The organism is Blautia ammoniilytica, assembly GCF_025566965.1.
In the GTDB taxonomy this organism is placed as follows: domain Bacteria; phylum Bacillota; class Clostridia; order Lachnospirales; family Lachnospiraceae; genus Blautia_A; species Blautia_A ammoniilytica.
On the sequence record NZ_JAOQJL010000003.1, the window covers coordinates 138,830 to 162,723 of the forward strand.

Here is a 23,894-nt window from a genome sequence, read left to right on the forward strand (position 1 = left end):
TATTATAACTCCTCTAATATCACATTGGAAATCGCTGCAATCTCTTCAATCCCGGATTCTTCAGCAATCTGATGGATCCGCTTTACCTGCTTTCGTATATTCAGAAACTTGTCAACTAAATGAAGCTTCTCTTCATACTCCTCCAGTGCCTTGTCGCATCTCCGGATCATATCGTGTACTCCCTGTCTGGAAATTCCCAGATCCTGTGCTACTTCACTTAAGGAATAATCCTCCAGGACAACATTCGTATACACCTGCTGCTGCCTGCTGGTAAGAAGTTCACCATAAAAATCATACAAAAGTGTACGCTCTACAAACTTTTCCATTCGTAATCACCTTGTGTATCTTACCGTATTTGCATCCGGATGTCAAGTGTTTTTTCTTGACAGATATATAATTCTGCCTGTTAAAGGCTGGCGCGGATCACTTTTGGTCTGCAGCCAGCTGTTTCCAGTGCTTTTACGATCTGGTTCTTATGATCTGTGCCAAATGCCTCCAGCGTGATCTTCAGTTCAACAGCCGCATTACGGTTGGTGCTTACAAACTGATTATGTTCAAGCTTGATAACATTTCCCTGATTCTCTGCAATAATGCTTGCTACACGTACCAATTCACCTGGTTTATCCGGAATCAGCACAGATACAGTAAAGATACGATCTCTCTGGATCAGCCCATGCTGAACAACAGAAGACATAGTGATCACATCCATATTGCCACCGCTTAAAATAGAAACCACTTTCTTGTTCTTGAAATCAAGATGACGAAGGGCTGCTACCGTAAGAAGTCCGGAGTTTTCTACAACCATCTTGTGATTTTCAACCATATCCAGGAAAGCAACGATCAGTTCATCATCCTCAATGGTGATGATCCCGTCCAGATTCTTCTGGATATAAGGGAAGATTTTGGAACCGGGCGTCTGAACAGCAGTACCATCTGCAATAGTATTTACATGAGGAAGGGTAACCACTTCCCCTTTCTCAAGAGATGCTTTCATGCAAGCTGCACCGGCCGGCTCTACACCAATCACTTTGATATGGGGATTCAGAAGCTTTGCAAGTGTGGAAACTCCTGTAGCAAGTCCGCCGCCTCCAATAGGCACAAGAATGTAATCTACCAGCGGAAGTTCCTGTACGATCTCCATAGCAATGGTTCCCTGACCTGTAGCTACTGCCGGATCATCAAAGGGATGGATAAAAGTATATCCTTCTTTTTCTGCCAGTTCCAGTGCAAATGCACAGGCTTCATCATATACATCCCCATGAAGGATCACCTTTGCTCCATAGCTTTTGGTACGCTCTACCTTGATCAGGGGTGTGGTGGTTGGCATGACGATGACTGCTTTTACCCCATATTTATGTGCTGCATAGGCAACGCCCTGAGCATGGTTTCCTGCAGAAGCAGTGATCAGCCCTTTGCTTCTCTCTTCTTCCGTCAGTGTACTGATCTTATAATAAGCACCACGCACCTTATATGCTCCTGTACGCTGCATATTTTCAGGTTTAAAATAAACCTTATTTCCAGTCATTTCTGAAAAATAACTGCTTTTGATCAGCTTTGTCTCCTGTGTCACCTGTTTCACGATCTCTGATGCCTGTTCAAAACTGTCCAGTGTCAACATTGTGCTTCCTCCTCGTCTGCCGTCAGCAGAATTTTAATTTAGTATCATCGTTGGAGGCTTTTGCCCCCAACATCATTTTGTAGCAAATCGTAACTATGCCCATAAAGAACAGTTACATTAGTTTTTTTAATAAATTTAGTTTTTACAGGTAAGTTTGGTTTTTATAAGTAGGCTTATTTTTTATAAGTAAGTTTGTTTTTTATCCAGAAAGTATATTTTGGCTTTACTTTGTAATACTTGTTTTTTCCTTTGATCTTAAGACTGTAAGCAGATTTTTTATTTACATGGATCCTTACAGAATCAGATGTTTTGCATTTGTAAAAGCTACAGCTGTCGATCACCAGGCTTACTTTACCGGATTTCAGGTTTTCACTGTAAATATTGTGTGCCTTATTATTCTTAAAAATACACTTCTTGATCACCGCACGGGTGTTACTATCATTTACAAGAAGCCCTGTTGCTGCATTGGCACGGAATTTACAATTTGTAAATGTTCCTTTAGAACCGCCAACAAGGATAACCCCATCATGTTTATCTTTCAGTCCGTTTTTGTAAATATCGCAATTAGTCATTGTAACATTGCACACAAGTGCTGTACCAAGACCATGACGTCCATTATTGTAAAGCTTACAATTTGTAACAAATGCTGTACCATTCTTTACGGAAATACCACATTCACGGTTGCCATTCAGCTGAGAATCTGAAATATTGAAAACAGACTTCTCATATACGCCTACTCCATGTCCCAGCCCTTGCTTTGGATATCCGGAACCATTATTCAGGATCTTGCAGCCTTTGGCTGTAACCTGACATTGACCAGACAGTCCCATACCAATGCTGGTACTCTTGGAAATGGTTACATTTTCCAGGTATGCGGTCGTTGCACGTAATTTAATACCATTCAATCCTGATTCCACATTCATATTAAGAAGACGGATATCAGATCCGCTGTTGCCTGAAATAACAGTAGAACCCGCCCTTCCTCTCCAGGTACCGCCATCTATCACTGCACCTGAAGCCCCGGTCAGGTTGATCAGCTTGCTGCCTGTACCTGTTACAACCGTCTGCTCATCAGCAGCCAGCACCATCCTGGATGCAAGTTTTACCGTACCGTGGACTGTATAAGATCCTGCTGGAAAATAAAGCAGTTTTTTACCACTGTTTTTTCTTGCTGCACGTAAAGCAGATGAAATAGCAAAATCACAGGCCTGTGCTCCTGTAGGGTCTGCCCCGTATTCAGTCACATTATAAACGGTATAATCTCCATAAGCTTCAGATACTGCCGCATGTGTTATCTGAGGATATCCAGCCAAAATCAGTACTGCAAGCAGCAGAAAACAGATATTTCTCCATGTTTTTTTCATATTCTACCTCCTTACACGATCCCGTGTTTATTCATTATCTTCTCCGTTGCTTCGGGCTCTTTCATCAACATTGAACAATGCATTCACAAATTCGTTGGCATCAAATTTCTGCAGATCATCAATACTCTCACCTACACCGATATATTTGACCGGAATATCCAGTTCAGACTGGATTGCCACTGCAATACCACCTTTGGCTGTACCGTCAAGCTTGGTAAGGATGATCCCGTTTACATTGGCAACTTCAGCAAACTGTCTGGCCTGTACAAGAGCATTCTGTCCTGTGGTGCCATCCAATACAACCAGAGTCTCCAAATATGCTTCCGGATATTCTTTCTCAAGAATCCGGTAAATCTTCCGAAGCTCTTCCATCAGATTCTTCTTATTGTGAAGACGTCCTGCTGTGTCACAGATCAGCACGTCAGCATTTCTTGCTTTTGCTGCAGCCACTGCATCATATACTACTGAAGCAGGATCTGCTCCTGACTGGCCACCGATAATATCCACACCTGCACGATTGGCCCACTGGGTCAGCTGTTCTCCCGCTGCTGCACGGAAGGTATCTGCTGCTGCAAGGATCACTCTCTTCCCCTGATCCTTTAATTTACCTGCCAGCTTACCTACAGATGTAGTCTTGCCCACACCATTTACACCGATCACCAGGATCACTGACTTACGATTCTCAAATTCATAGTCTGTGCTGTCCACATACATCTGTTCTTTAATACTGTCGATGAGAAGTTCCTTGCACTCCATAGGATCCTTGATATGCTTCTCTTCTACCTGAGTTTTCAGATTTTCAAGAATAGCTGTAGTGGCATTGATCCCAATATCTCCCATGATCAGGATCTCCTCCAGCTCCTCGTAAAAATCATCATCAATACTGGAATATCCGCTGAAAAGGGAGTCAAACCCTTTCACAATGTTGTCACGGGTCTTGGTAAGACCACTTACAAGCCTTTTAAAAAAGCCTTTTTTCTCCTCTGCCATATCCCATTCCCTCCTTACTGCGTTAGCTGGTTCTCCACAAGGTCAACAGACACAAGAGTGGATACTCCTTTTTCCTGCATGGTGATACCGTACAGTCTGTCTGCTGCATTCATGGTTCCCCTTCTATGTGTTATTATAATAAACTGTGTGTTCTTCGTCAACTTCTGCAAATACCCGGCAAACCTTCCTACATTGGAATCATCCAGGGCTGCCTCGATCTCATCAAGAAGACAGAACGGTGAAGGCTTCAGGTTCTGGATTGCAAATAAAAGGGCAATTGCAGTCAATGCCTTCTCACCACCGGACAGCTGCATCATATTCTGCAGCTTCTTGCCTGGTGGCTGGGAAATAATCTTAATGCCAGCTTCCAGGATATCCACATCTTCTTCCAATTCCAGAGTACCCTTGCCTCCCCCAAACAATTCCTTGAAGGCTTTGTCAAACTCTCTCTGGATATCTCTGAATTTTTCGGAAAACTGCTGACGCATGCCTTCATCCAATTCCCGGATAATATTTTCAAGCTGAGCCTCTGCTTTTTTCAGATCCTCATACTGGCCGGAAAGGAATGCATGACGTTCCTGAAGATTTTTATAATCCTCAATAGCATTTACGTTTACAGAACCAAGCTTTCTGATCTCATCCTTTAACTGTGTGATCTGCTTCTTCATTTCCTTCAGGTCTGTATATTCTTCCTTTCGATATTGAAGAGCATTATTAGGTGTGATCTCATACTCCTCCCACATATAGGAAATCTGAGCCTCCCGGCTTTCCTCCAGCTTTTCCATCTGGCTTTTCAGGCGGAAGCATTCTTTATCTAGCAAGGAAATCTGGCCGGACAAATGATCCCTTTTTTCAAAAAAGGCTTTATGGCTGGTGTTTTTCAGATCCTTTTCTTTCTGCCAATTCTCCAGCTGCTGTCTGTCTGCCTCTTCCTGGCCGCCAAATCCGGACACTGCTTCTTTCAGCTCTTCCACAGATCTGCGCTTATTTTCCATCTCCTGATTTCCCTGCTTCAGGGTTTCCAAAATAGTCTGTTTTTCCTGCACAAGTCCTTGGATCTCAGAAATAAGACGGGAAAGATTCTCAGTTGCAAAGCTTTCTTTCTGCTGGGTGGTAGATGCTTCCAGACGAAGATCTTCCAGCTTTCTTTGTACTGAACTTTCTTCATTTTTCCATTCTTCCAGTTCCTTCTGCCTTGTCTCGATATAGGTTTCCAGTTCTTTCTCATCTTGTCTGGAAGCTTTTAATTCTTCATCGATTTTGTCATGATCCTGCTTGATCTCACTTATCTGTCTGCGGATCTGCTCCTGATCCAGACGGATTCTTTCATATCCATCACGGATCTCCTGCTCTTTATCATTTAGCTGTACCAGATTCATTTTTGCAGTATTCTGTGCTACGTATTTGCTGCGCAGCTGTTCCTGCAGCTGTGAAATCTGCTCACGGAGCTGATTGCGGTTATGCCTGTTCTCTTCCATAGAAGCAGCCAGACGGCTTACCTCTTCCTTTTGGGCAGCCACCTTTCCTTCCAGTTCCTCGATCTCCCTGCGCCTTCCCAGAAGATTGCTGTTATTCTTAAACGCACCACCTGTCATGGACCCGCCCGGACTTAAGGATTCTCCCTCAATGGTTACCATACGCAGGCTGTGGTGATACTTTTTTGCAATGGCAATTGCATGGTCAATCTGATCCACTACCAGGACTCTGCCAAGAAGGTACCTGGTAAGCCCTGTATATTCTTTCTCTGTGGTAACCAGATCAGAAGCCAGGCCTATCACACCCGCCTCCTTTAATGCATCTTTCTGACTGAACTCACCTCTTGTATTAATGCTGTTCAAAGGGAGAAATGTGGCACGACCGAAACGGTTCTTCTTCAGGTATTCGATCATCCTTTTTGCAGTCTGCTCATTGTCAGTAACAATATTCTGGATACTTCCTCCAAGGGCTGTCTCAATGGCGATCTCATACTCTTTGTTAACCTGGATCAGATCTGCTACCACACCACGGATGCCGGATACCCGGTCTTTCTGCTCCATGACCCTGCGGATACTGTTGCCATATCCGTCATAGCGTTCTGTAATATTTCGCAAGGATTCCAGCCTGGATGCTTCCCTGTGGTAGGCGGTCTGACTGATCTCCAGCTGTGTGGTCTGTTTTTTCAGATCTTCACTAAGACTATGTACCTGCTGGTCCATCTGTCTGGACTTCTGATCGATCTGATGGATCTCTTCTGTGATCTGGTCATACTCTGACTGGGCTTTTGCCCGAATGGTCTTCTGCTGGGCTTCCTCACTTTTCAGGTGAAGAATGTGTTGATTTACTTCTGCCTTACGAATCCCCACCTGCTCCATCAAAGTATCAAATCTCTGCGCCTTTCCTTTTGTGGTAGCTCTGGAATTCAAGATCTCTATGATCTCGTTCTTGCCGTCTTCCACTGCACTTTCACACTGGGAGATCTGTTCCTGCACCGTATGCAGTCTGTCTTCCTGGTCTGTCAGCCGTTTCTGAGCTTCTTTTACAATGGTATGAAGAGATCCCTTCTCTTCTTCTACTTCAGATCTGGCCTGCTGTCTCTGCTTCAGATCCTCTTCCACAATTTCCAGACGGTTCTTAAAATGTGTATCACTTTGCAAGCCTGCCTGGATCTGCTCGTTTAAAACATTGATCTGGCCTTCCAACTGCTGCTTTTGCAACGCATTTTGCTGGGTCTTTTCCCTCAGCTCATCCATCTGCCGGTTCAGTTCTTCCAGTTCCTGCTCCAGACGGTCATACTCTACCTTTGTATGCTGGTATTCTCTGTTGGTATCTTCAAGCTGTACAGATGCCGTTTCATTCTTCTCTCTTAACACCAACAGATCCTTTTCTGTCTGCCGGCTTTCCAAAAGGAACATATTTACATCCAGTTCCCTTAAGCTGTCCCTTTTCGCTAAATAGATCCTTGCCGTTTCAGACTGACGTTCCAAAGGTCCAAGCTGCTTGGTAAGCTCGCTTAAGATATCGGTTACACGAACCAGATTCTGTTGTTCATCCTCCAGCTTTTTGATGGTGGTATTTTTCCTGCGTTTATACTTGACGATTCCTGCTGCCTCATCAAACAGTTCTCTTCGATCCTCTGGCTTTCCGCTTAAGATCTTGTCGATCTGTCCCTGTCCGATAATGGAATAGCCTTCCTTTCCGATACCGGTATCATAAAACATCTCATTAATATCTTTCAACCTGCATGCACTGCCGTTGATCAGATATTCACTTTCACCGGAGCGGTACAAACGCCTTGTAACTGTTACCTCATTAAACTCCACTGGCAGCTTATGGTCACTGTTATCCAGCGTAATGGCAACGGAGGCAAAGCTTAATGGCTTTCTTGTCTCTGTTCCTGAGAAAATAACATCTTGCATATTGCCGCCTCGAAGCTGCTTGGCACTCTGTTCTCCAAGAACCCAGCGTACCGCATCACCAACATTGCTTTTTCCGCTGCCGTTAGGCCCTACAATACCAGTAATGCCATTGTGAAATTCAAAATTGATTTTCTGTGCAAATGATTTAAATCCCTGCACTTCAATATTTTTTAAGTACATATTTTACCTATGGCCCTTTATTTTCTCAGTTTTCGGATTGCCTCATAAGCAGCTGCCTGCTCTGCAGCTTTCTTGGTGTGTCCGGTGCCCTGTCCCATTACCTGGTCATTCACCAGCACTTCCACTGTAAAGCTTTTGTTGTGATCCGGTCCTGATTCTCCCACAAGGCGGTATTCTACTCCATGACTCAGATTCTCCTGGACAATTTCCTGCAGGATGGTCTTGCTATCATAAAAGAGCTGCTTATGCTCCAGGTCATTCAGTATAAAATCCAATACAAACTCCTTTGCATTAGCAAAACCACCGTCCAGATAAATAGCCCCAAGAAGAGCCTCTGTTGCATCTGAGACAATAGAATCCCTGTTCCGTCCTCCTGTAAGTTCCTCTCCTCTGCCAAGGAGCAGATACTTAGGCAACTCAAAATCCCTTGCACAAAATGCAAGGCTTGGCTCACATACCAGGCTTGCACGTTTCTTTGTTAATTCTCCTTCCGGAAGCTTTGGATATTTTTCAAAAAGAAAATGACTGCTGATCAGTTCCAGCACTGCATCTCCTAAGAATTCCAGCCGTTCATTACAGCCTCCTTTTCCAAGCTTTTTTTCATTTGCATAAGAGCTATGGGTCAAGGCTTTCACAAGAAGGGTTTTATCTTTAAAGCTGTACCCGATCCTGCTCTCCAATTCCGTTAAATTCGTCTCCATATTATCTCCTTATTATAACAAATCATCCTATTGCAAACATTACTGAGTAATTTCCTGCTACACACAAGAAAGGGCTGCCGTTCCAGGCTGTCCCCAAAACCGGCAATCCCTTCTCAAGAATGCCTCGGCATTCTTGCTGCGAGGTGCGCGTCATGCAATTGCATGACATACTTCTCCTGCGCACCTCTGCAATCCTGCCGGAGGCTATAACAGCTGGGGGATTGACTCCCACCACTGATACCAGCTTGTTGCTCACCACCTATAGAGGTGGGAGTCATCTCCCAGCTGTTATCCTTACTCTTTAGATGTGTCAGCCATCTCCAGAATATGTTCCCCGATCTTTTCATTGATCCGCTGCTGTTTAAACTGAACACACTGGAAAATCCCGTTTTTGATCTCTATGGATCTGGCACTTCCATGACATTTTACCACAAGCCCTTTAAGACCAAGAAGTGGTGCTCCGCCATGCTCTGTCACATCAAAGGATTTCAGGGTCTTCTTAAGTGCAGGCTTGATCAGAAGTGCCCCCAGCTTGCTGCGGAAACTGGACATCAGGCCGCCTTTGATCTTCTTCATCAGTGTGCCTGCAAGCCCTTCATAAAGCTTCAGGATCACATTGCCTACAAAGGCTTCGCATACCACTACATCTGCATATCCGGAAGGAATATCCCTTGCTTCAATGCTTCCGATAAAATTAATACCAGGGCATGCCTTCAAAAGGGGAAATGTCTCTTTTACAAGTGCATTTCCCTTTTCTTCCTCTGCACCAATATTCACGATGGCTACTTTGGGATTCTTGATCCCCACTACATTCTCCATGTAAATAGATCCCATTTTGGCAAACTGTACCAGATGGGAAGATCTGGCATCAACTGTAGCACCGCAGTCGATCAGAAGGGAAACTCCCTTCTCTGTAGGAATCAGAGGTGCCAAAGGCGGCCGCTCTACTCCTTTAAGTCTGCCTACAAGTACCTGACCTCCAACAAGAATGGCACCTGTACTTCCACAAGATACAAATGCATCTGCCTCCTGGCGCTTTACCATCTTAAGTCCTACTACAAGTGAAGAATCCTTTTTCTTCTGGATGGCCATAACCGGCGGTTCAGCTGTCTGGATCACCTCTGTGGCTGGTACCACCTGGATCCTGTCCTTAGGATAATCAGGATATTTCGCAAGCTGGGCATGCACTTCATCCTCAGGACCTGTCAGGATCACCTGGATATCTTTTCTTTCCGTAACCGCTTCTACGGCTGCCTTTACAGGCTCCTGAGGTGCATAATCGCCTCCCATTGCATCTACAACTACTTTTACCAATTCTGACATTTATAATTACCTCCTGAAAAAAGCGAAACTGCTTTCTGGATTTAGTATTCCCTGTGGCCAACTGTCCTAACATACGCTTACAGTTACTCCGTATCTTACTATACTAAAAACAAGGCGCAAAAGTCAATAGCATTCCTCTATATGCTCCGGCGGCATTCTGTTATCCGCCAATCTCACACATAGCCCTTAGTTCTTCCTTTTCTTTCCTTTCGTCCTTTTGTTCTTCCAGGAAATGATGGCACATAGGTTTTTCTTTTACTGCCTTAAGGATCATCTGTTTCAGCGTTTCTTCTGATGCCCCTTTTTGCAGGTAAGGCATAAGATCACAGCCTGCCTGATACTGAAGACAGGTTTTCAGATATCCGTCACTGGTCAGCCGGATCCGGTTGCACTGACTGCAAAATTTATGGCTTACTGCACTGATGAAGCCGATTTTTCCTTTAAATCCCTGTGCCTGATAATAATGGGCAGGACCATTTCCCAGACTGCCTTCATAAGGAATCAGCTGAGTATGAAGCTTCTTTTCCAGAAGCATCAGAATCTGATCCTCTGTGCAGCAGGTAAAATCCTTCCCATATCCGATAGGCATCATTTCAATAAACCGTACATGCAGGTCCTGATCTTTGGCAAGTAAAGCCAGATCTGCCAGATCCTGATGATTTTTTCCATAAACAGGCACACAGTTCAGCTTTGTTACAAGCTCCGGATAAGATAAGGCTGCTTTCAGACTGTCCATAACAGGAAGGAGCCTGTCCCTGCCGCTGATCTGTTGATAATGTACAGAATTCAGGGAATCAATACTGATATTGACTCCTGTAAGCCCTGCCTTTACCAACTGGGGAAGATACTTTTTCAATAAAATCCCGTTCGTTGTAAGAGTAACGCTGCGTATCCCAGGAATCTGCCTTATTTCTTTTATAAGTGCGGGAACCTGAGGCCGCAAAAGAGGTTCACCGCCTGTGATCTTGACTCTGGACACTCCAAGCTGTGCAAAACACCTGCACAGCATAAGGATCTGATCATCTGTAAGTATTTGTTTGGGCACTTTTTGTATACAGCCTTCTGGCATACAATAAATACACCGAAGATTGCACTGATCTGTTACAGAAATCCTGATATAGTCAATGGTTCTGCCATAACTGTCCTGCATACGGCTTCCTCCTTTCTTTTTTTCCTTGAAACACCTGATGATTTTTAGTATAATTTTTCCGGGAGCAGAAAGGTGCTGGTGTGTCTCCTGGTCTTCAAAACCAGTGTGGGGCATGGATTGTCCCGGGTGGGTTCGATTCCCACATGTTCCCGCCAGTAAATCATATCTATTTTACAGCTTTTCAGTTATCCAATTTACAGCTTTTCAGTTATCCAATGCTGCGTGCCAGGATTCTTTTCTTTCCATTCCAGCTGGTAAAATGCTCTTTGTCGTAGCTTTCCAAAAGAGTAATGGCACACTTTCTTGAAATACCAAGTATGTCCCTGAACATTCCTGTAGGGATCTCACCATGTTGCCTAAAAAGAAAAGCAGCACATTCTTTTCCTTTCTTATAATAGGCTTTTGCCATATAATCTCCCTCTCCAAACCTGCATAAATCTCCCTGCTGTATCATTTTGAAAAAAGCCCCGGAAAATCCTGGTTCTTTCCCAAGCTGTTTTTTGACCTCACAGGTTTTAGGTGGAAAGAAACCCGCCTGCTGATACAAAATGCAGATCTTTTTCATGGTTTCACCGGATTCCTCTGGCTTTTGGCATACCTTTTCCCGTCTAACCTTATCGCAAAGCTGTATTACTACACCGCCTCCAATGGTTTCTGAAGGAGAGTATTTCCGAAGGATCAGATGATCTCCAGGCTTTATATAAAGTTCTTTTTCCAAACGAAGCTGTGCCTGGCATTCTTCTCCTGGAAAAATCTGTTCCTTACCTTCCAGAAGTATCCTGCCCTGAAATGTACCACAGCCCCAGCATACCTGTATACGACTGTTATTTTTTACAGGTTCTTTTAAGCTTTTTACGGTCTGAAACTGTATATTTATTCTCCCTGCAGGCTTTTGACTGCCAGGCTGTGCCAGTACCATGCCTCTGGAAATCTGCTTTTTTTCTATTCCCGGCAGATTCACTGCCACCCTGGTGCCAGCCTGTACCCATTCAGCCTGTTTTCCAAAGATCTCCAGCCTGCGGATCTTAACTTCTTTACCTTTTGGATACAGGATTCCTTTTGCACCTGCACAGATCCTTCCCTGAACCAAGGTACCTGTAATTACAGTTCCAAACCCTGGCACTGTAAAAGCACGGTCAATAGGCAGAAAATAAGGCAGAGAAAGGTCTTTTGGCGGCAGCATTTTGGCAAGCTGTGACAGCTCCTTTCGTATGGTCTTGATCCCTTCACCAGTAAGTATGCTGGTTTCTATGATGGGTGCCTGTTCAAGGAAAGTCCCTTTTACAAGGGTTTCTATATCCTGTCTCACCTTCTGCTTTTGCGTTGCATCAGCCAGATCACATCTGGTAAGGGCGATCAATCCTTTTTTGATCCCCAGAAGTGACAGGATCTGCAAATGCTCTACTGTCTGAGGCATGATCCCCTCATCAGCTGCCACCACAAATAAGATGATCTCCATTCCCCACACACCAGCCAGCATATTCTTGATAAAGTGCTCATGCCCCGGTACATCGATAATCCCGCCAAGGATCTCTTGTCCCAGATCCACAGGGGCAAATCCAAGATCAACCGTCAGGCCTCTTTGCTTTTCTTCCAGAAGCCGGTCTGTATCCACCCCAGTCAACGCTTTTACCAAACAGGTTTTCCCATGATCCACATGTCCTGCTGTCCCAATGGTAACGTACTGCATCCACTCACCTCCTTGTGAGGAAGAACATTTCTCCGGCTTTCTTAAATATCAAGAACTTTTTTGATTATCTGTGTCAATTCCTTCATTTCTCCCGGAAATATGGTCCGCATATCCAGAACCACCTGGTCTTTCTCAATTTTCCCGATTACCGGAGGCTCACTGTGGCGCAGCCTTTCTTCTATCTCCATCACAGAATACCTGGATGAACGGATAGACAGGCCTTTTCCTGGCAGATCCTTTCCCGGCATACTGCCTCCACCTGTTGTTCCTAGAGTGTCGATCATCTGAAGCTGCACATGATCTCCTACTTCATGTTCCAGGCTTTTTAATAAAGCATCTGCCATCTGTTCCATCTGTTCCAGGCTCCGGCTGGTCATTTCCAATACCGGGATCTTTTGTTTTTCAGATTCCTTGTACAGCCTTACTGTTTCATCCAGCACAGCTGCCGTGAATTTATCAATCCTGAGCGCACGCATCAGAGGATGCTTTTTTATCCTGTGGATCAGTTCTCTTTTTCCTGCAAGTATCCCTGCCTGCGGCCCGCCCAGCAGCTTGTCCCCACTGAAGGAAACCAGGTCTGCCCCCTGAGCCAGAACTGACCTGACTGTCTCTTTTGGGTCCGTTCCGGGAATATAGCCCAGATCTCCGCTGCCCAGATCCACCAGCAGATACAGCTGACGCTTATGTGCTTCCTCTGCCAGCTCTTTTACTGAAGGTGTACAAGTAAAACCTGTGATCTGGTAATTACTGGTATGCACCTTCAGGAATGCAGCCGTGTTCTCTGTAACTGCGCCGGTATAATCTTCAAGGTAAGTTCGGTTTGTAGTGCCTACCTCAACAAGGATTCCTCCGCTTTGCTCCATAACCTCAGGAATCCTGAATTTCCCTCCGATTTCCACCAGTTCCCCTCTTGAAACACAAACTTGACGTTCAAAAGCCAATACAGTAAGCATAAGAAGCACTGCAGCTGCATTATTATTGACCACTGCTACTGCCTCAGCGCCTGTAAGACTCTCCAGATCCTGCTGAAAGGAAGCCAGCCTGCTTCCCCTTTTTCCTGTTTCCAGATCCAGTTCCAGATTGGTATACCCGGTCATCAGCCGTGCCACATGCTCTGCTGTCTCCTCTCCAAAAGGTGCACGTCCCAGATTGGTGTGTAGGATCACCCCTGTGCCATTGATCACATGGGTCAGATGCCTGCGCTTCTGCTTCTTTAGTATGGCACGGATCTCTTTAAAAATATCTCCCGGGTCTTTTCCAGGATCCTGCCGTATCTGGTCTGCAGCAATCCTTGCAGCCTGCAGGGTTTCCTGATATCCGTAAGCCCGGACAAGCTGCCTGCCTGTTTCCTGAGCCATCAGCTGATCCATTTTAGGGATCTGCCGCATCCTTTTTGGATCATCCATTTTCTTTTTCCTCTTCAATTCGCTGGGCCAGATCATTTAAGTAAACCCATCTGTCCATTTTTTCCTCCAGAAGCGCTTCTGCATCTCCTTTTTCTTTCATCAGTTCCTGAAGTTTTAAGGAATTGGTGGCATTTTTAAGAATCTCCTGATCCAGATTTTCAATCTTCTCTTCCAGGCTGCTGATCACATCATCAATCGTCTCAAATTCCTTTTGTTCTTTAAAAGAAAATTTCAGCTTCTCCGGCCGGTTCTTTTTCCATTCCTTTGCAGCCTTCTTTTTATCTTCTGCAGATTTCTCCAAAGATGCCAAAGAAGCATGCACTGCTTTTTCCTGCTTTGCCTTTACATAGTCTGTATATCCGCCTTCGTATTGTACCAGATGGCCATCCCCCTCAAATGCAAAAATCCGATCCACTACATTGTCCAGAAAATATCGGTCATGGGACACTGTGATCACAATCCCGTTAAAAGAAGACAGATAATCCTCTAATATAGTTAATGTAGGGATGTCCAGGTCATTTCCCGGCTCATCCAAAAGCAGCACATTTGGTGCTTCCATAAGGACTTTCAGCAGATATAAACGCCTTTTCTCACCACCGGACAGTTTCTGGATGGGAGTATACTGCATGGCGGAGTCAAAAAGGAAGCGTTCCAGCATCATAGAGGCTGTGATCTTTCCATCTCTGGTAGGAATATACTCTGCCACATCACGGATATAATCGATCACACGCTGGTTGTTGTCCATATCCGGTACTTCCTGGGCAAAATATCCGATCCGGATCGTTTCACCTACCTCTACTTCTCCCTGGTCCGGCTGTACCACACCTGCGATCATACGGATCAATGTGGATTTTCCGCAGCCGTTTGGACCAATGATCCCCAGTCTCTGCCCTCTCAGTACAATATAATCAAAATCATTTACCAGCACCTTATCCTGATATTTCTTTGTAAGATGATGAAGAAGTATGGTTTTTTTCCCCATTCGTGTTTCTACGGAATCCATTTCTACCGTCTGCTCTGCCAAAGGTGTGGTTCCATTTTTCAGGGCTTCCAAACGTTCCAGACGTGCTCTTTGTTTGGTGCTCCTGGCTCTGCATCCCCGCTTTGCCCATTCCAGTTCCATTCTAAGCACACTGCGGCGTTTCCGGTCGCTGGCAAGCTCCATTTCCTCTCTTTGGGCTTTCAGTTCCAGGAATCTGGAATAGTTTGCCTCATAAGAATACAAGCTCCCGTGACTGATCTCCAGGATTCTGTTTGATACCCGGTCAAGAAAATAACGGTCATGAGTGACCATGATCAGCACCCCTTTAAACCGGATCAGATAATCCTCCAGCCATGAAACCATTTCTCCGTCCAGATGGTTGGTAGGCTCGTCCAGAATCAGAATATCAGACGGATTCACCAGTATCCTGGCAAGTGCAGCCCGCTTTTTCTGGCCTCCGGACAGATGGGAAATCTTAGCCTGATGATTTGTAAGCCCTAACTTATTCAGCACATTTCCGGCCTCACTTTCCGTGCCCCACTCTTTATGCCATCTTCCATCTGCCACATAATCAAGAACGGTACTGTCTGCAGGAAACTGAGGATTCTGCGGAAGGTATGCCATGCGGACACCATTTTGCATGATCACCTGTCCTTCATCGCCTTCTTCCAATCCTGCCAGGATCCTTAGAAGAGTGCTTTTCCCTGTACCGTTGATACCGATGATCCCAATCTTCTCACCTTCCTGTATACCGCAGGATATATCATCAAAAATCACCTTTTCGCCATAAACCTTGCTGATATGTTCTATATTTAATATATTCATCCTAAAAACTCCTTGTTATCATAGCCTGGGGCTTTTGACCCATATTCCATCCTATCACAAACTGCTCATTATTTCCACTTCTTTAACTAACCAGCAATCTCCCAGCTGATATAGAAAAACATTGAAATCCCCCTGCCCTTGCATATATACTGGAAATACAGGAGGTATTAGATTATGAACATACTTACAACCCGCTGGACGAACCAGGCCGCACTTGGTAAAACACTGCAGGAATACCCAAGGCCTATGATGGTACGAAACGAATGGGTCTGCCTGAACGGCATCTGGGATTATATCATAACAGACAAACGAATCACACCTGCTGACTTTGAAGACCCGGATTCCTTTCCATTTCAGGGTCAGATCCGAGTTCCCTTTTCACCGGAGGCACCTCTTTCCGGCGTGATGCGCCAGCTAAAGCCTGATGAAACCCTGTGGTATTCCCTGACAGTTCTTCTTCCCTGGGATACCATAAATGAAACCACAGACTGTCTGCTTTTGCATTTTGGCGCAGTGGATCAGATTTGTACGGTCTACGTAAACGGTCATCATGCCGGATATCATAAAGGCGGATATCTGCCCTTCACCCTGGATATCACAAAGGTCGCTGCACGTTCCCAAAGGCTTCATCTTCTTGTATCAGTGCGGGATTTCAGTGACACATCCTATCACAGCCGTGGAAAACAAAAACTAACTCCAGGCGGCATGTTCTACACTGCCCAAAGCGGGATCTGGCAGACTGTATGGCTGGAAAAAGTTGCTGCAGACCACATTAAAAGCCTGAAACTGACTCCCAATCTGGATCATCAAAGCCTTTCCCTTAAAGTACAGGTCAGCAGTTCTGACTGCAGGCAGGAAGCCCTGTGCCAGATTTATGCTCCCTGTCTTCTTACAGAGCAGGGGGTCACTGAAAAAGCATGTCAGGAGCTTCTCTTTGAAGGCTCTATTGTTCCTGGCAAAACAGCCTGCATCCCTGTAAAGGATCCGATCCCCTGGACTTCTGATTCTCCCCTTCTTTATCCGGTACGGATCAGCTTTGGTCAGGATCAGATCTATACTTATTTTGCCATGCGCAAGCTGGATATTCAGCTAGATAAAAAAGGCATTCCCCGTTTCTGTCTGAATGATCATCCCGTTTTCCAGACTGGAGTGCTGGACCAGGGATACTGGCCGGACGGGCTTTACACAGCTCCCTCTGACCAGGCCTTGATCTACGATATCCAGACTATGAAGGAGCTGGGCTTTAACATGCTCCGCAAGCACGGAAAAATCGAAGCCGATCGCTGGTATTTCCATTGTGACCGTATGGGCATGCTGGTATGGCAGGATATGGTAAATGGCGGCAACACTTATCAATCCTGGTTTGTTACATACCTGGCAACTCTTATGAATTATCTTCGCATTCCTGTAAAAGATCACTGCCGTTTTCTTTTTTCCAGAAAAAGCTATGAAGGCAGACAGGAGTTTATCCAGGAAACCAGACAGACCATCCAGGCACTTTACAACCATCCTTCCATTGTATGCTGGGTTTCCTTTAATGAAGGCTGGGGACAATTTTCCACGAAGAAAATCAGTGATATGATCCGGAAGCTGGATTCTTCCAGACTGGTAGATCCTGCCAGCGGCTGGTTTGACCAGAACTGTGAAGATATAAAAAGCATCCATTACTATTTCTTTGGCCTGCCTCTTCCCAGAAAAGAAAGCCGGGTAATGGCTCTGTCTGAGTTCGGCGGTTATTCCTTCAGGATTTCCGGACACAGTGCCTATAATAAAATCTATGGCTATAAAAAATTCAACAGTCAAAAGGCCCTTACCAATGGGATAAAAGCACTTTTCCTTAACACTCTTCTTCCTGCTGTTCCCAAAGGCATTTCCGCATCTGTCTACACCCAATTATCAGATGTGGAAGAAGAAGTAAATGGTATCCTTACCTATGACCGTGAAATGATAAAACCTGTTCCCCATACCATAAAGAGCCTGAACCACCGGTTAAAAAGCCAAATCCAGGATCAGGCATTCTGACCAGCTTCAGGATAACTTTTGGGAAATCTTTTTAAATAATAGATAACAAACAATGCAGCAGTAATACTCCAGGAAATAGGATAGCTGAGCATAATGGTGTCGATTCCAGGATATCTGGGTACCATAGTAAACAACCAAAGGAGTCTGAGCGTACATACACCTCCACAGGTGAGTACCATAGGGATCAGCACCTTTCCAGCCCCCCTAAGTGCACCGGACAGGATGCTGATCACTACAAATATGGAATAGGCAGGAAGCATACGGAAGATCATATGTACTCCGATCTGAAGCACCTTCTGATCAGAAGTAAACAGTCCGAAAAGTTCTTTTCCAAAAAGAATGATCGTACCGCTGATGGCTACTGAGGAGAACAAGGCCATGATCATGCAGATACGCACACTCTTTTTCATTCTTGTAAATTTTCCGGCCCCGTAATTTTGTCCCACAAATGTTGTTATGGATATGCCGAAAGCATTCAGCACCATCCAGAAAAAGGCGTCGATCTTGCTTAAGGTTCCCCAGGCAGCCACAGTATCTGTACCCAGCTTATTAACATATACCTGGATGATCAAATTTGACACATTATACATGGTAGATTCAAGAGCTGCCGGTATTCCGATCCTGAGAATTGCTTTCAGATAACGGCTGTGAAAGCGAATCCTGGATGGAATCAACCGGTAGCTTTCTTTCGTTTTCAGCAGCATTACTATCACAATAACCGCACTGATCGCCTGAGAGATCACTGTTGCAGCAGCCACACCAAGAACACCCAGACCAAATCCGATCACAAGAAGAAGATCCAGGATAATATTTACAGTACATGTAATGATCAGTACATACAAAGGACGTTTGGAATCTCCTACTGCACGGAGAATCCCTGCTCCCATATTATATAGAAGGTTAAAAAGCATGCCTATAAAATAAATATGCAGATATAATACAGAATCTTCCAGCACATCTGCCGGTGTATCCATGATCTGCAGCATCCATCTGGAGCCGGCATAGCCAATCACTCCCAGCACAATGCTTCCAATGATAGAAAATGCGAATGCTGTGTGAAGAGTTTTCTCCAGGCTGTCATCATCCTTAGCCCCGTAAAACTGTGCAAGGATCACAGACGCACCAGAAGACAGGCCTACAAACAGACCGACTGCCAGGTTCACGATCACAGTGGTGGAACCGCCTACTGCAGCCAGTGCCTGTTTTCCTACAAAGCGGCCCACCACAATGGTATCTGCCGTATTATAGATCTGCTGAAAAAATGTACCGAAAACAATTGGAAAGAAAAATAAAAGCAGCTGTTTCCAGATCACTCCTTCTGTGATCTGATTCACTGCGGTTTTTGCCTCTTTTTTCATATTTACCCCCTTTTACCCCAAAACAAGGGGCTGCAACATTAACACCAGCCACGAATACTTCTTATCCATGTCCGCTGTTAATGCCACAGCCCCTTGAATCATTTCTGCAGTGTTGAATTAGTCTTCAACCTTAATGATCTCTTTTTTGTTATAGCTTCCACAAGCCTTGCAAACTCTGTGTGGCATCATCAGAGCACCACATTTGCTGCATTTTACAAGATTCGGAGCGCTCATTTTCCAGTTTGCTCTTCTCTTATCACGTCTTGCTTTGGAAGATTTATTCTTTGGGCAGATGGACATTGGTTACACCTCCTTAAATTTACTGAATATATCACTGATAGCTGCCATGCGGGGATCCTTAGGCTCATCCACACATCCGCAGGGACCGTCATTAAGGTTTTTCCCACATTGGCTGCAGATACCTTTGCAATCCTCTCTGCATAAAACCTTTAAAGGCCAGCCCATCAGTACCTCAAGATAGACCAATTGGTCCACATCCAGGTCCATACCTGTGAGATAGCTGCTCTCATCCAGATCATTTATCCGTTCTTCTTCCGTAAGCTTCATATCCAGCTTTCTCTGGATCTGAAAAGGAATATCTACTGAAACTTCCTCCAGACATCTGTCACATGGAATCGACACTGTGATCTGTCCATGTCCTGTCAGTTCCAGAATCCGGTCTCCAGTATTAGTAATACAAAGCTCTACCGGTTTCTTCGCCAGAACAGGATATGTACCTGCCTGAAAAGAAATCCGATCCATCTCAAAAGGAACGGACTGCTGTATGCACTTACCTTCACTGGATGAAATATCCGATAAATGAATCCGCATAATTATCTCCTATCCACACTCAATCAATTATACCGTTGGCTTTGTATTTTGTCAACGTATAAATTGCGGCTTTTTATGAAAAAAATGTTGCATTTTATGAAATTTGCTGTAACAGTCATAAAAATGGGGATCTGCCCAAGGCACATCCCCATTTATTCTTAAGAATGCTGCATGGAATTATTTAACAAGAGCAACTGTATCACGGCAGATTGCCAGTTCTTCGTTAGTAGGAATAACTGCAACCTTTACAGCGGAATCAGCAGCAGAAATCACTACTTCTTCTCCCATTGCCTCGTTTGCTTCTGCATCCAGCTTAACGCCAAGGAATCCAAGATATGAGCAAACCTTTTCACGGATCATGCCTACATTCTCACCAATACCTGCAGTAAATACGATAGCATCTACACCATTCATAGCTGCCACATAGCCGCCTACAAACTTGGCAATGCCATAGCAAAGAACCTCAATAGCATTCTTGGCATCTTCGTTGCCTTCTGCAGCTGCAGCTCTCAGGTCACGCATATCACTGGATACACCGGACATACCCTGAAGACCTGATTTCTTATTCAGGACATTCATAACGCCTGCAAGATCCAGGTTCTCTTTCTTTGCAATGTACTCAACGATAGCCGGATCAATGTTACCGGAACGTGTACCCATTACAACACCTTCAAGAGGGGTAAGACCCATAGTTGTGTCCACACATTTGCCATTCTGTACAGCGCTGATGGAAGAACCATTGCCCAGGTGGCAGACGATCACTTTGGAATTGTCCTTATCAAGGCCAAGGAACTCAACCGCACGTTTGGATACAAAGCTGTGGGATGTACCGTGGAAGCCATATCTTCTTACTTTATATTTCTTATAATATTCAATAGGAAGTCCGTACAGATATGCTTTTGCAGGCATTGTCTGATGGAAAGCAGTATCAAATACACCTACCTGCGGAACTCCAGGCATAAGCTCTGCACATACGCGGATACCGATCAGGTTTGCAGGATTGTGAAGAGGTGCCAGATCATTGCACTCCTCAACAGCTGCGATCATTTCATCTGTGATGATTGCAGAGGAAGCAAATTTCTCACCGCCATGGACAATACGATGTCCGATAGCACCAACCTCTTTCAGACTGGAGATAGCACCAGTCTTGTCATTTGTCAGTGCATCCAGTACCATCTGGATAGCCTCTTTGTGAGTAGGCATGGAAGCCTCTGTGATCTCTTTGTCATTGCCAGCTTTCTGGTAAACAAGTCTTCCGTCGATACCGATCCTCTCGCAAAGACCTTTTGCAAGGACTGCCTCTGTCTCAGAATCGATCAGCTGATACTTCAGGGAAGAACTTCCGCAGTTAATTACCAATACATTCATTTTTCTACTCTCCTTAAAAAATATGGTAACAGTTTTCTATCTTCACAGTTACAAAATATGTACTTAATATGATGGGCTATAGAATCTGATGGATCAGTCCTGAGCCTGGCACTGAACAGATGTGATAGCTACTACACCTACGATATCATCTGCAGAGCATCCTCTGGAAAGGTCATTTACAGGCTTAGCTATACCCTGTGTGATAGGTCCGTATGCTTCAGCCTTTGCAAGACGCTGAGCCAGTTTGTAACCAATATTTCCTGCATCAAGATCCGGGAAGATCAATACATTTGCTTTACCGGCAACCGGGCTGCCAGGAGCTTTGGAAGCACCTACGCTTGGAACGATAGCTGCATCAAGCTGGAACTCTCCGTCAAGTGCAAGCTCTGGATACTGCTCTTTTGCAATCTTTGTAGCTTCAACAACCTTGTCAACATCTGCATGCTTTGCACTGCCCTTTGTGGAATGGGAAAGCATTGCAACAATAGGCTCTTCCTGAACGAGAAGCTTAAAGGACTCAGCTGAAGATCCAGCAATAGCAGCCAGTTCTTCCGGATTCGGGTTCTGGTTCAGTCCGGAATCTCCGAATACAAATGCACCCTTTGCACCATATTCGCAATCCGGAACAATGATCAGGAAGAATGCGGATACAAGCTTTGTGCCTGGTTTTGTCTTAAGGATCTGCAGACATGGTCTGAGTGTGTCAGCTGTAGAATGGCATGCACCGGATACCATACCATCTGCATCGCCCATCTTTACCATCATAACACCATAGTACAGATACTGGTTCAGAAGTATCTCCTTTGCCTGCTCAGGAGTCATCCCCTTCTTCTGTCTTAACTCTACTAATTTGTCAATATATCCCTGTGTCTTCTCAGAAGTCTCAGGATCAACGATCTGTGCACCGGAGATATCAAAGCCGCCTTCTGCTGCGCTCTTTTTAACCTTCTCCTCATTACCAATAAGAATCAGCTTTGCAATCCCCTCTTTCAGGACCTTGTCAGCAGCTTCCAGAGTTCTCATATCCTCTGTCTCAGGAAGTACGATTGTCTTTACGTTTGCTTTTGCTCTGTTTTTGATTACATCAATAAATCCCATAATAATTCATTAGCTCCTTTCATAAGTGTTGGCCCGACAGAAATTCATCTCAGTCGAGAAGACTCCCACCTCTTTCAGGTAGTGAGTAACAGCAAGTTCGTCTCAGTGGGAGTCCAATCTCCGACTGAGATAAACGCTCCGCGAGGATGCGCAGTGATTCTGTAAAGAATATGTCAGCTTACGCTGACCAGAATCACGCGCCAAGTCTCGCGGCTGCTCGACTTGAATTTCTCAGGCCATACCTGTAATATATTATAAACCTCCCGGTCTTGTATTTCAAGCATTTCGATGGTAGAATGTGCCATATAATCGTATTTTATGAGGTACAATTTCATGAAAACTGTAGGTATCATTGCCGAATACAATCCCTTTCACACAGGCCATAAATATCAGCTTGATCAAATCCGCCAGATGCTTCATGCGGATTATATTGTGATCGCCATGAGCGGAGATTTTGTGCAGCGGGGCACTCCTGCCCTTTTCCCAAAGCATTTACGTACCAGGATGGCTTTGTCCTGCGGCGCAGACCTGGTGGTGGAGCTGCCTGTTTCTGTTTCCACAGCCAGTGCCGAAGGCTTTGCAAAAGGAGCTGTACGTCTGCTCTTCGGCCTTGGCGTAACAGACGTTCTCTGCTTTGGCAGTGAATCCACAGATACACAGCTTCTTATGGAGCTTGCACGGATCCTGCTCAAGGAACCAGAGCCATACAGGCAGCTTCTTACAGAGAGCCTGAAAGAAGGGCTTTCCTTTCCTGCTGCCAGAAGCAATGCCCTTACCCTTTATACTCATAATCCTCAGCTTGCCGCCTTGCTTTCCAAGCCTAATACCATCCTGGGGATTGAATACTGTAAGGCGATTCTCTCCCTGAAAAGCTCCATCCAGCCTTATGCCCTGAAAAGAGAAGGCAGCGGCTACCATGACACTGATCTTTCAGATACTTTTCCTTCAGCTTCCGGTATACGCACCCAGCTTTTTAAGGAGCCTTTGGCTTGTTTTCAGGATCAGATTCCATCGCCTGCCTTTTCTGTTTTTAAAAAGGCAATTGAGGAAGGGCTGTATTTAACAGAAAGTGACCTGGATCCTCTTTACAGATATCGTCTTCTCCTGGAAACACCAGATTCTCTTCAGCAGTATCTGGATATGAACGAAGATCTTGCAAGGCGGATCTGTACCTGTGCCTGGGAATATAGCACATTTACTGAATTTGCATCAAAGGTTAAAACGAAGAATATAACCCAGACCCGCATTCAGCGTGCACTGCTTCATGCCCTGCTTCAGATCCGGCACACCCCCAGCGATTTTCATTATGCACACATTCTTGGTTTTCGTAAGGCTAGCAGCAGCCTTTTATCCCAAATAAAAAAAAGAGGCTCCATGCCTCTTCTGTCAAAAGCAGCAGATGCAGCTTTGCTGCTTCCCCCTGCAGATAATGCTCTGTTTCAGGAGACTGTTTTTGCTTCCAATCTGTATCAGACCATGCTTTCACAAAAAACCGGCCAGCCATTCATTCATGAATACAGCCAGCCGGTGGTCATTTTATAATGATTTAATGTAACTATTTGGCAGGAAATGTGCGCATACTGACTGGTTACG

General features: G+C 44.9%; 18 protein-coding genes and 1 tRNA gene. 3 read left to right on the forward strand and 16 right to left on the reverse strand.

Going from position 1 to position 23,894, the window contains the following annotated elements; genetic code table 11:
* Positions 1-2: 2 nt before the first annotated feature.
* The 8 genes from ylxM to moaA form a co-directional block, all read right to left on the reverse strand.
* Positions 3-326, reverse strand: a complete 324-nt coding sequence (gene ylxM, locus OCV61_RS02475; RefSeq protein ID WP_158420491.1) for a YlxM family DNA-binding protein — start codon at positions 324-326, stop codon at positions 3-5.
* A gap of 80 nt (positions 327-406) precedes the next feature.
* Entirely contained in the window at positions 407-1,618 is a 1,212-nt protein-coding gene (gene ilvA, locus OCV61_RS02480; protein ID WP_158420493.1) for a threonine ammonia-lyase, read from the reverse strand.
* A 173-nt stretch (positions 1,619-1,791) separates the two neighbouring features.
* The gene (locus tag OCV61_RS02485; RefSeq protein ID WP_158420495.1) at positions 1,792-2,982 is read right to left on the reverse strand and encodes a right-handed parallel beta-helix repeat-containing protein; all 1,191 of its coding nucleotides are present in this window, start codon (positions 2,980-2,982) and stop codon (positions 1,792-1,794) included.
* Positions 2,983-3,009: 27 nt separating this feature from the next.
* On the reverse strand, positions 3,010-3,972 hold the full coding sequence (gene ftsY / locus OCV61_RS02490; RefSeq protein ID WP_158420497.1) for a signal recognition particle-docking protein FtsY: 963 nt from the start codon (positions 3,970-3,972) through the stop codon (positions 3,010-3,012).
* A 14-nt stretch (positions 3,973-3,986) separates the two neighbouring features.
* Positions 3,987-7,547, reverse strand: a complete 3,561-nt coding sequence (smc, locus tag OCV61_RS02495) for a chromosome segregation protein SMC (protein WP_158420499.1) — start codon at positions 7,545-7,547, stop codon at positions 3,987-3,989.
* A gap of 17 nt (positions 7,548-7,564) precedes the next feature.
* On the reverse strand, positions 7,565-8,248 hold the full coding sequence (gene rnc, locus OCV61_RS02500) for a ribonuclease III (RefSeq protein ID WP_158420501.1): 684 nt from the start codon (positions 8,246-8,248) through the stop codon (positions 7,565-7,567).
* Positions 8,249-8,542: 294 nt separating this feature from the next.
* Entirely contained in the window at positions 8,543-9,571 is a 1,029-nt protein-coding gene (plsX, locus tag OCV61_RS02505) for a phosphate acyltransferase PlsX (RefSeq protein WP_158420505.1), read from the reverse strand.
* Between the two features lie 160 nt (positions 9,572-9,731).
* Positions 9,732-10,721, reverse strand: a complete 990-nt coding sequence (gene moaA / locus OCV61_RS02510) for a GTP 3',8-cyclase MoaA (RefSeq protein ID WP_158420507.1) — start codon at positions 10,719-10,721, stop codon at positions 9,732-9,734.
* 60 nt (positions 10,722-10,781) lie between these two features.
* Between moaA and OCV61_RS02515 the strand changes: the two genes are divergently transcribed.
* Positions 10,782-10,876 (forward strand) — tRNA-Sec (locus tag OCV61_RS02515).
* Between the two features lie 53 nt (positions 10,877-10,929).
* Here OCV61_RS02515 and selB read toward each other — a convergent pair.
* Genes selB through OCV61_RS02530 form a run of 3 tightly spaced genes read right to left on the reverse strand, consistent with a single transcriptional unit; the run spans position 10,930 to position 15,624 of the window.
* Positions 10,930-12,411: a selenocysteine-specific translation elongation factor gene (gene selB / locus OCV61_RS02520; RefSeq protein WP_158420509.1), complete on the reverse strand. Its 1,482-nt coding sequence runs from the start codon at positions 12,409-12,411 to the stop codon at positions 10,930-10,932.
* A 41-nt stretch (positions 12,412-12,452) separates the two neighbouring features.
* Entirely contained in the window at positions 12,453-13,817 is a 1,365-nt protein-coding gene (gene selA, locus OCV61_RS02525) for an L-seryl-tRNA(Sec) selenium transferase (protein WP_262582620.1), read from the reverse strand.
* Complete coding sequence (locus OCV61_RS02530; RefSeq protein ID WP_158420512.1) at positions 13,810-15,624, reverse strand: ABC-F family ATP-binding cassette domain-containing protein; 1,815 nt, start codon at positions 15,622-15,624, stop codon at positions 13,810-13,812. Before OCV61_RS02530 ends, selA begins: the two co-directional genes overlap by 8 nt.
* 174 nt (positions 15,625-15,798) lie before the next feature.
* Here OCV61_RS02530 and OCV61_RS02535 point away from each other — a divergent pair, with 174 nt between their 5' ends.
* Positions 15,799-17,646: a glycoside hydrolase family 2 protein gene (locus OCV61_RS02535; protein ID WP_158420514.1), complete on the forward strand. Its 1,848-nt coding sequence runs from the start codon at positions 15,799-15,801 to the stop codon at positions 17,644-17,646.
* On the opposite strand, the gene OCV61_RS02540 is transcribed toward OCV61_RS02535, so the two are convergent.
* From OCV61_RS02540 to pta, 5 genes are all read right to left on the reverse strand, one after another.
* Positions 17,634-19,004 carry an MATE family efflux transporter gene (locus tag OCV61_RS02540; RefSeq protein WP_158420516.1) on the reverse strand — a complete coding sequence of 457 codons (1,371 nt, stop codon included), beginning with the start codon at positions 19,002-19,004 and terminating at the stop codon, positions 17,634-17,636. The two genes, OCV61_RS02535 and OCV61_RS02540, sit on opposite strands and share 13 nt — an antisense overlap.
* A 117-nt stretch (positions 19,005-19,121) precedes the next feature.
* Positions 19,122-19,304 carry a 50S ribosomal protein L32 gene (gene rpmF / locus OCV61_RS02545; RefSeq protein WP_118509587.1) on the reverse strand — a complete coding sequence of 61 codons (183 nt, stop codon included), beginning with the start codon at positions 19,302-19,304 and terminating at the stop codon, positions 19,122-19,124.
* A gap of 3 nt (positions 19,305-19,307) precedes the next feature.
* Positions 19,308-19,835: a YceD family protein gene (locus tag OCV61_RS02550; RefSeq protein WP_158420517.1), complete on the reverse strand. Its 528-nt coding sequence runs from the start codon at positions 19,833-19,835 to the stop codon at positions 19,308-19,310.
* Positions 19,836-20,012: 177 nt separating this feature from the next.
* Positions 20,013-21,203, reverse strand: a complete 1,191-nt coding sequence (locus OCV61_RS02555; protein ID WP_158420518.1) for an acetate/propionate family kinase — start codon at positions 21,201-21,203, stop codon at positions 20,013-20,015.
* Positions 21,204-21,296: 93 nt separating this feature from the next.
* Positions 21,297-22,301 carry a phosphate acetyltransferase gene (pta, locus tag OCV61_RS02560; RefSeq protein ID WP_158420519.1) on the reverse strand — a complete coding sequence of 335 codons (1,005 nt, stop codon included), beginning with the start codon at positions 22,299-22,301 and terminating at the stop codon, positions 21,297-21,299.
* Positions 22,302-22,634: 333 nt separating this feature from the next.
* On the opposite strand from pta, the gene OCV61_RS02565 reads away from it, so the two are divergent.
* Positions 22,635-23,843 carry a nucleotidyltransferase gene (locus OCV61_RS02565; protein WP_158420520.1) on the forward strand — a complete coding sequence of 403 codons (1,209 nt, stop codon included), beginning with the start codon at positions 22,635-22,637 and terminating at the stop codon, positions 23,841-23,843.
* Positions 23,844-23,894 lie beyond the last annotated feature (51 nt).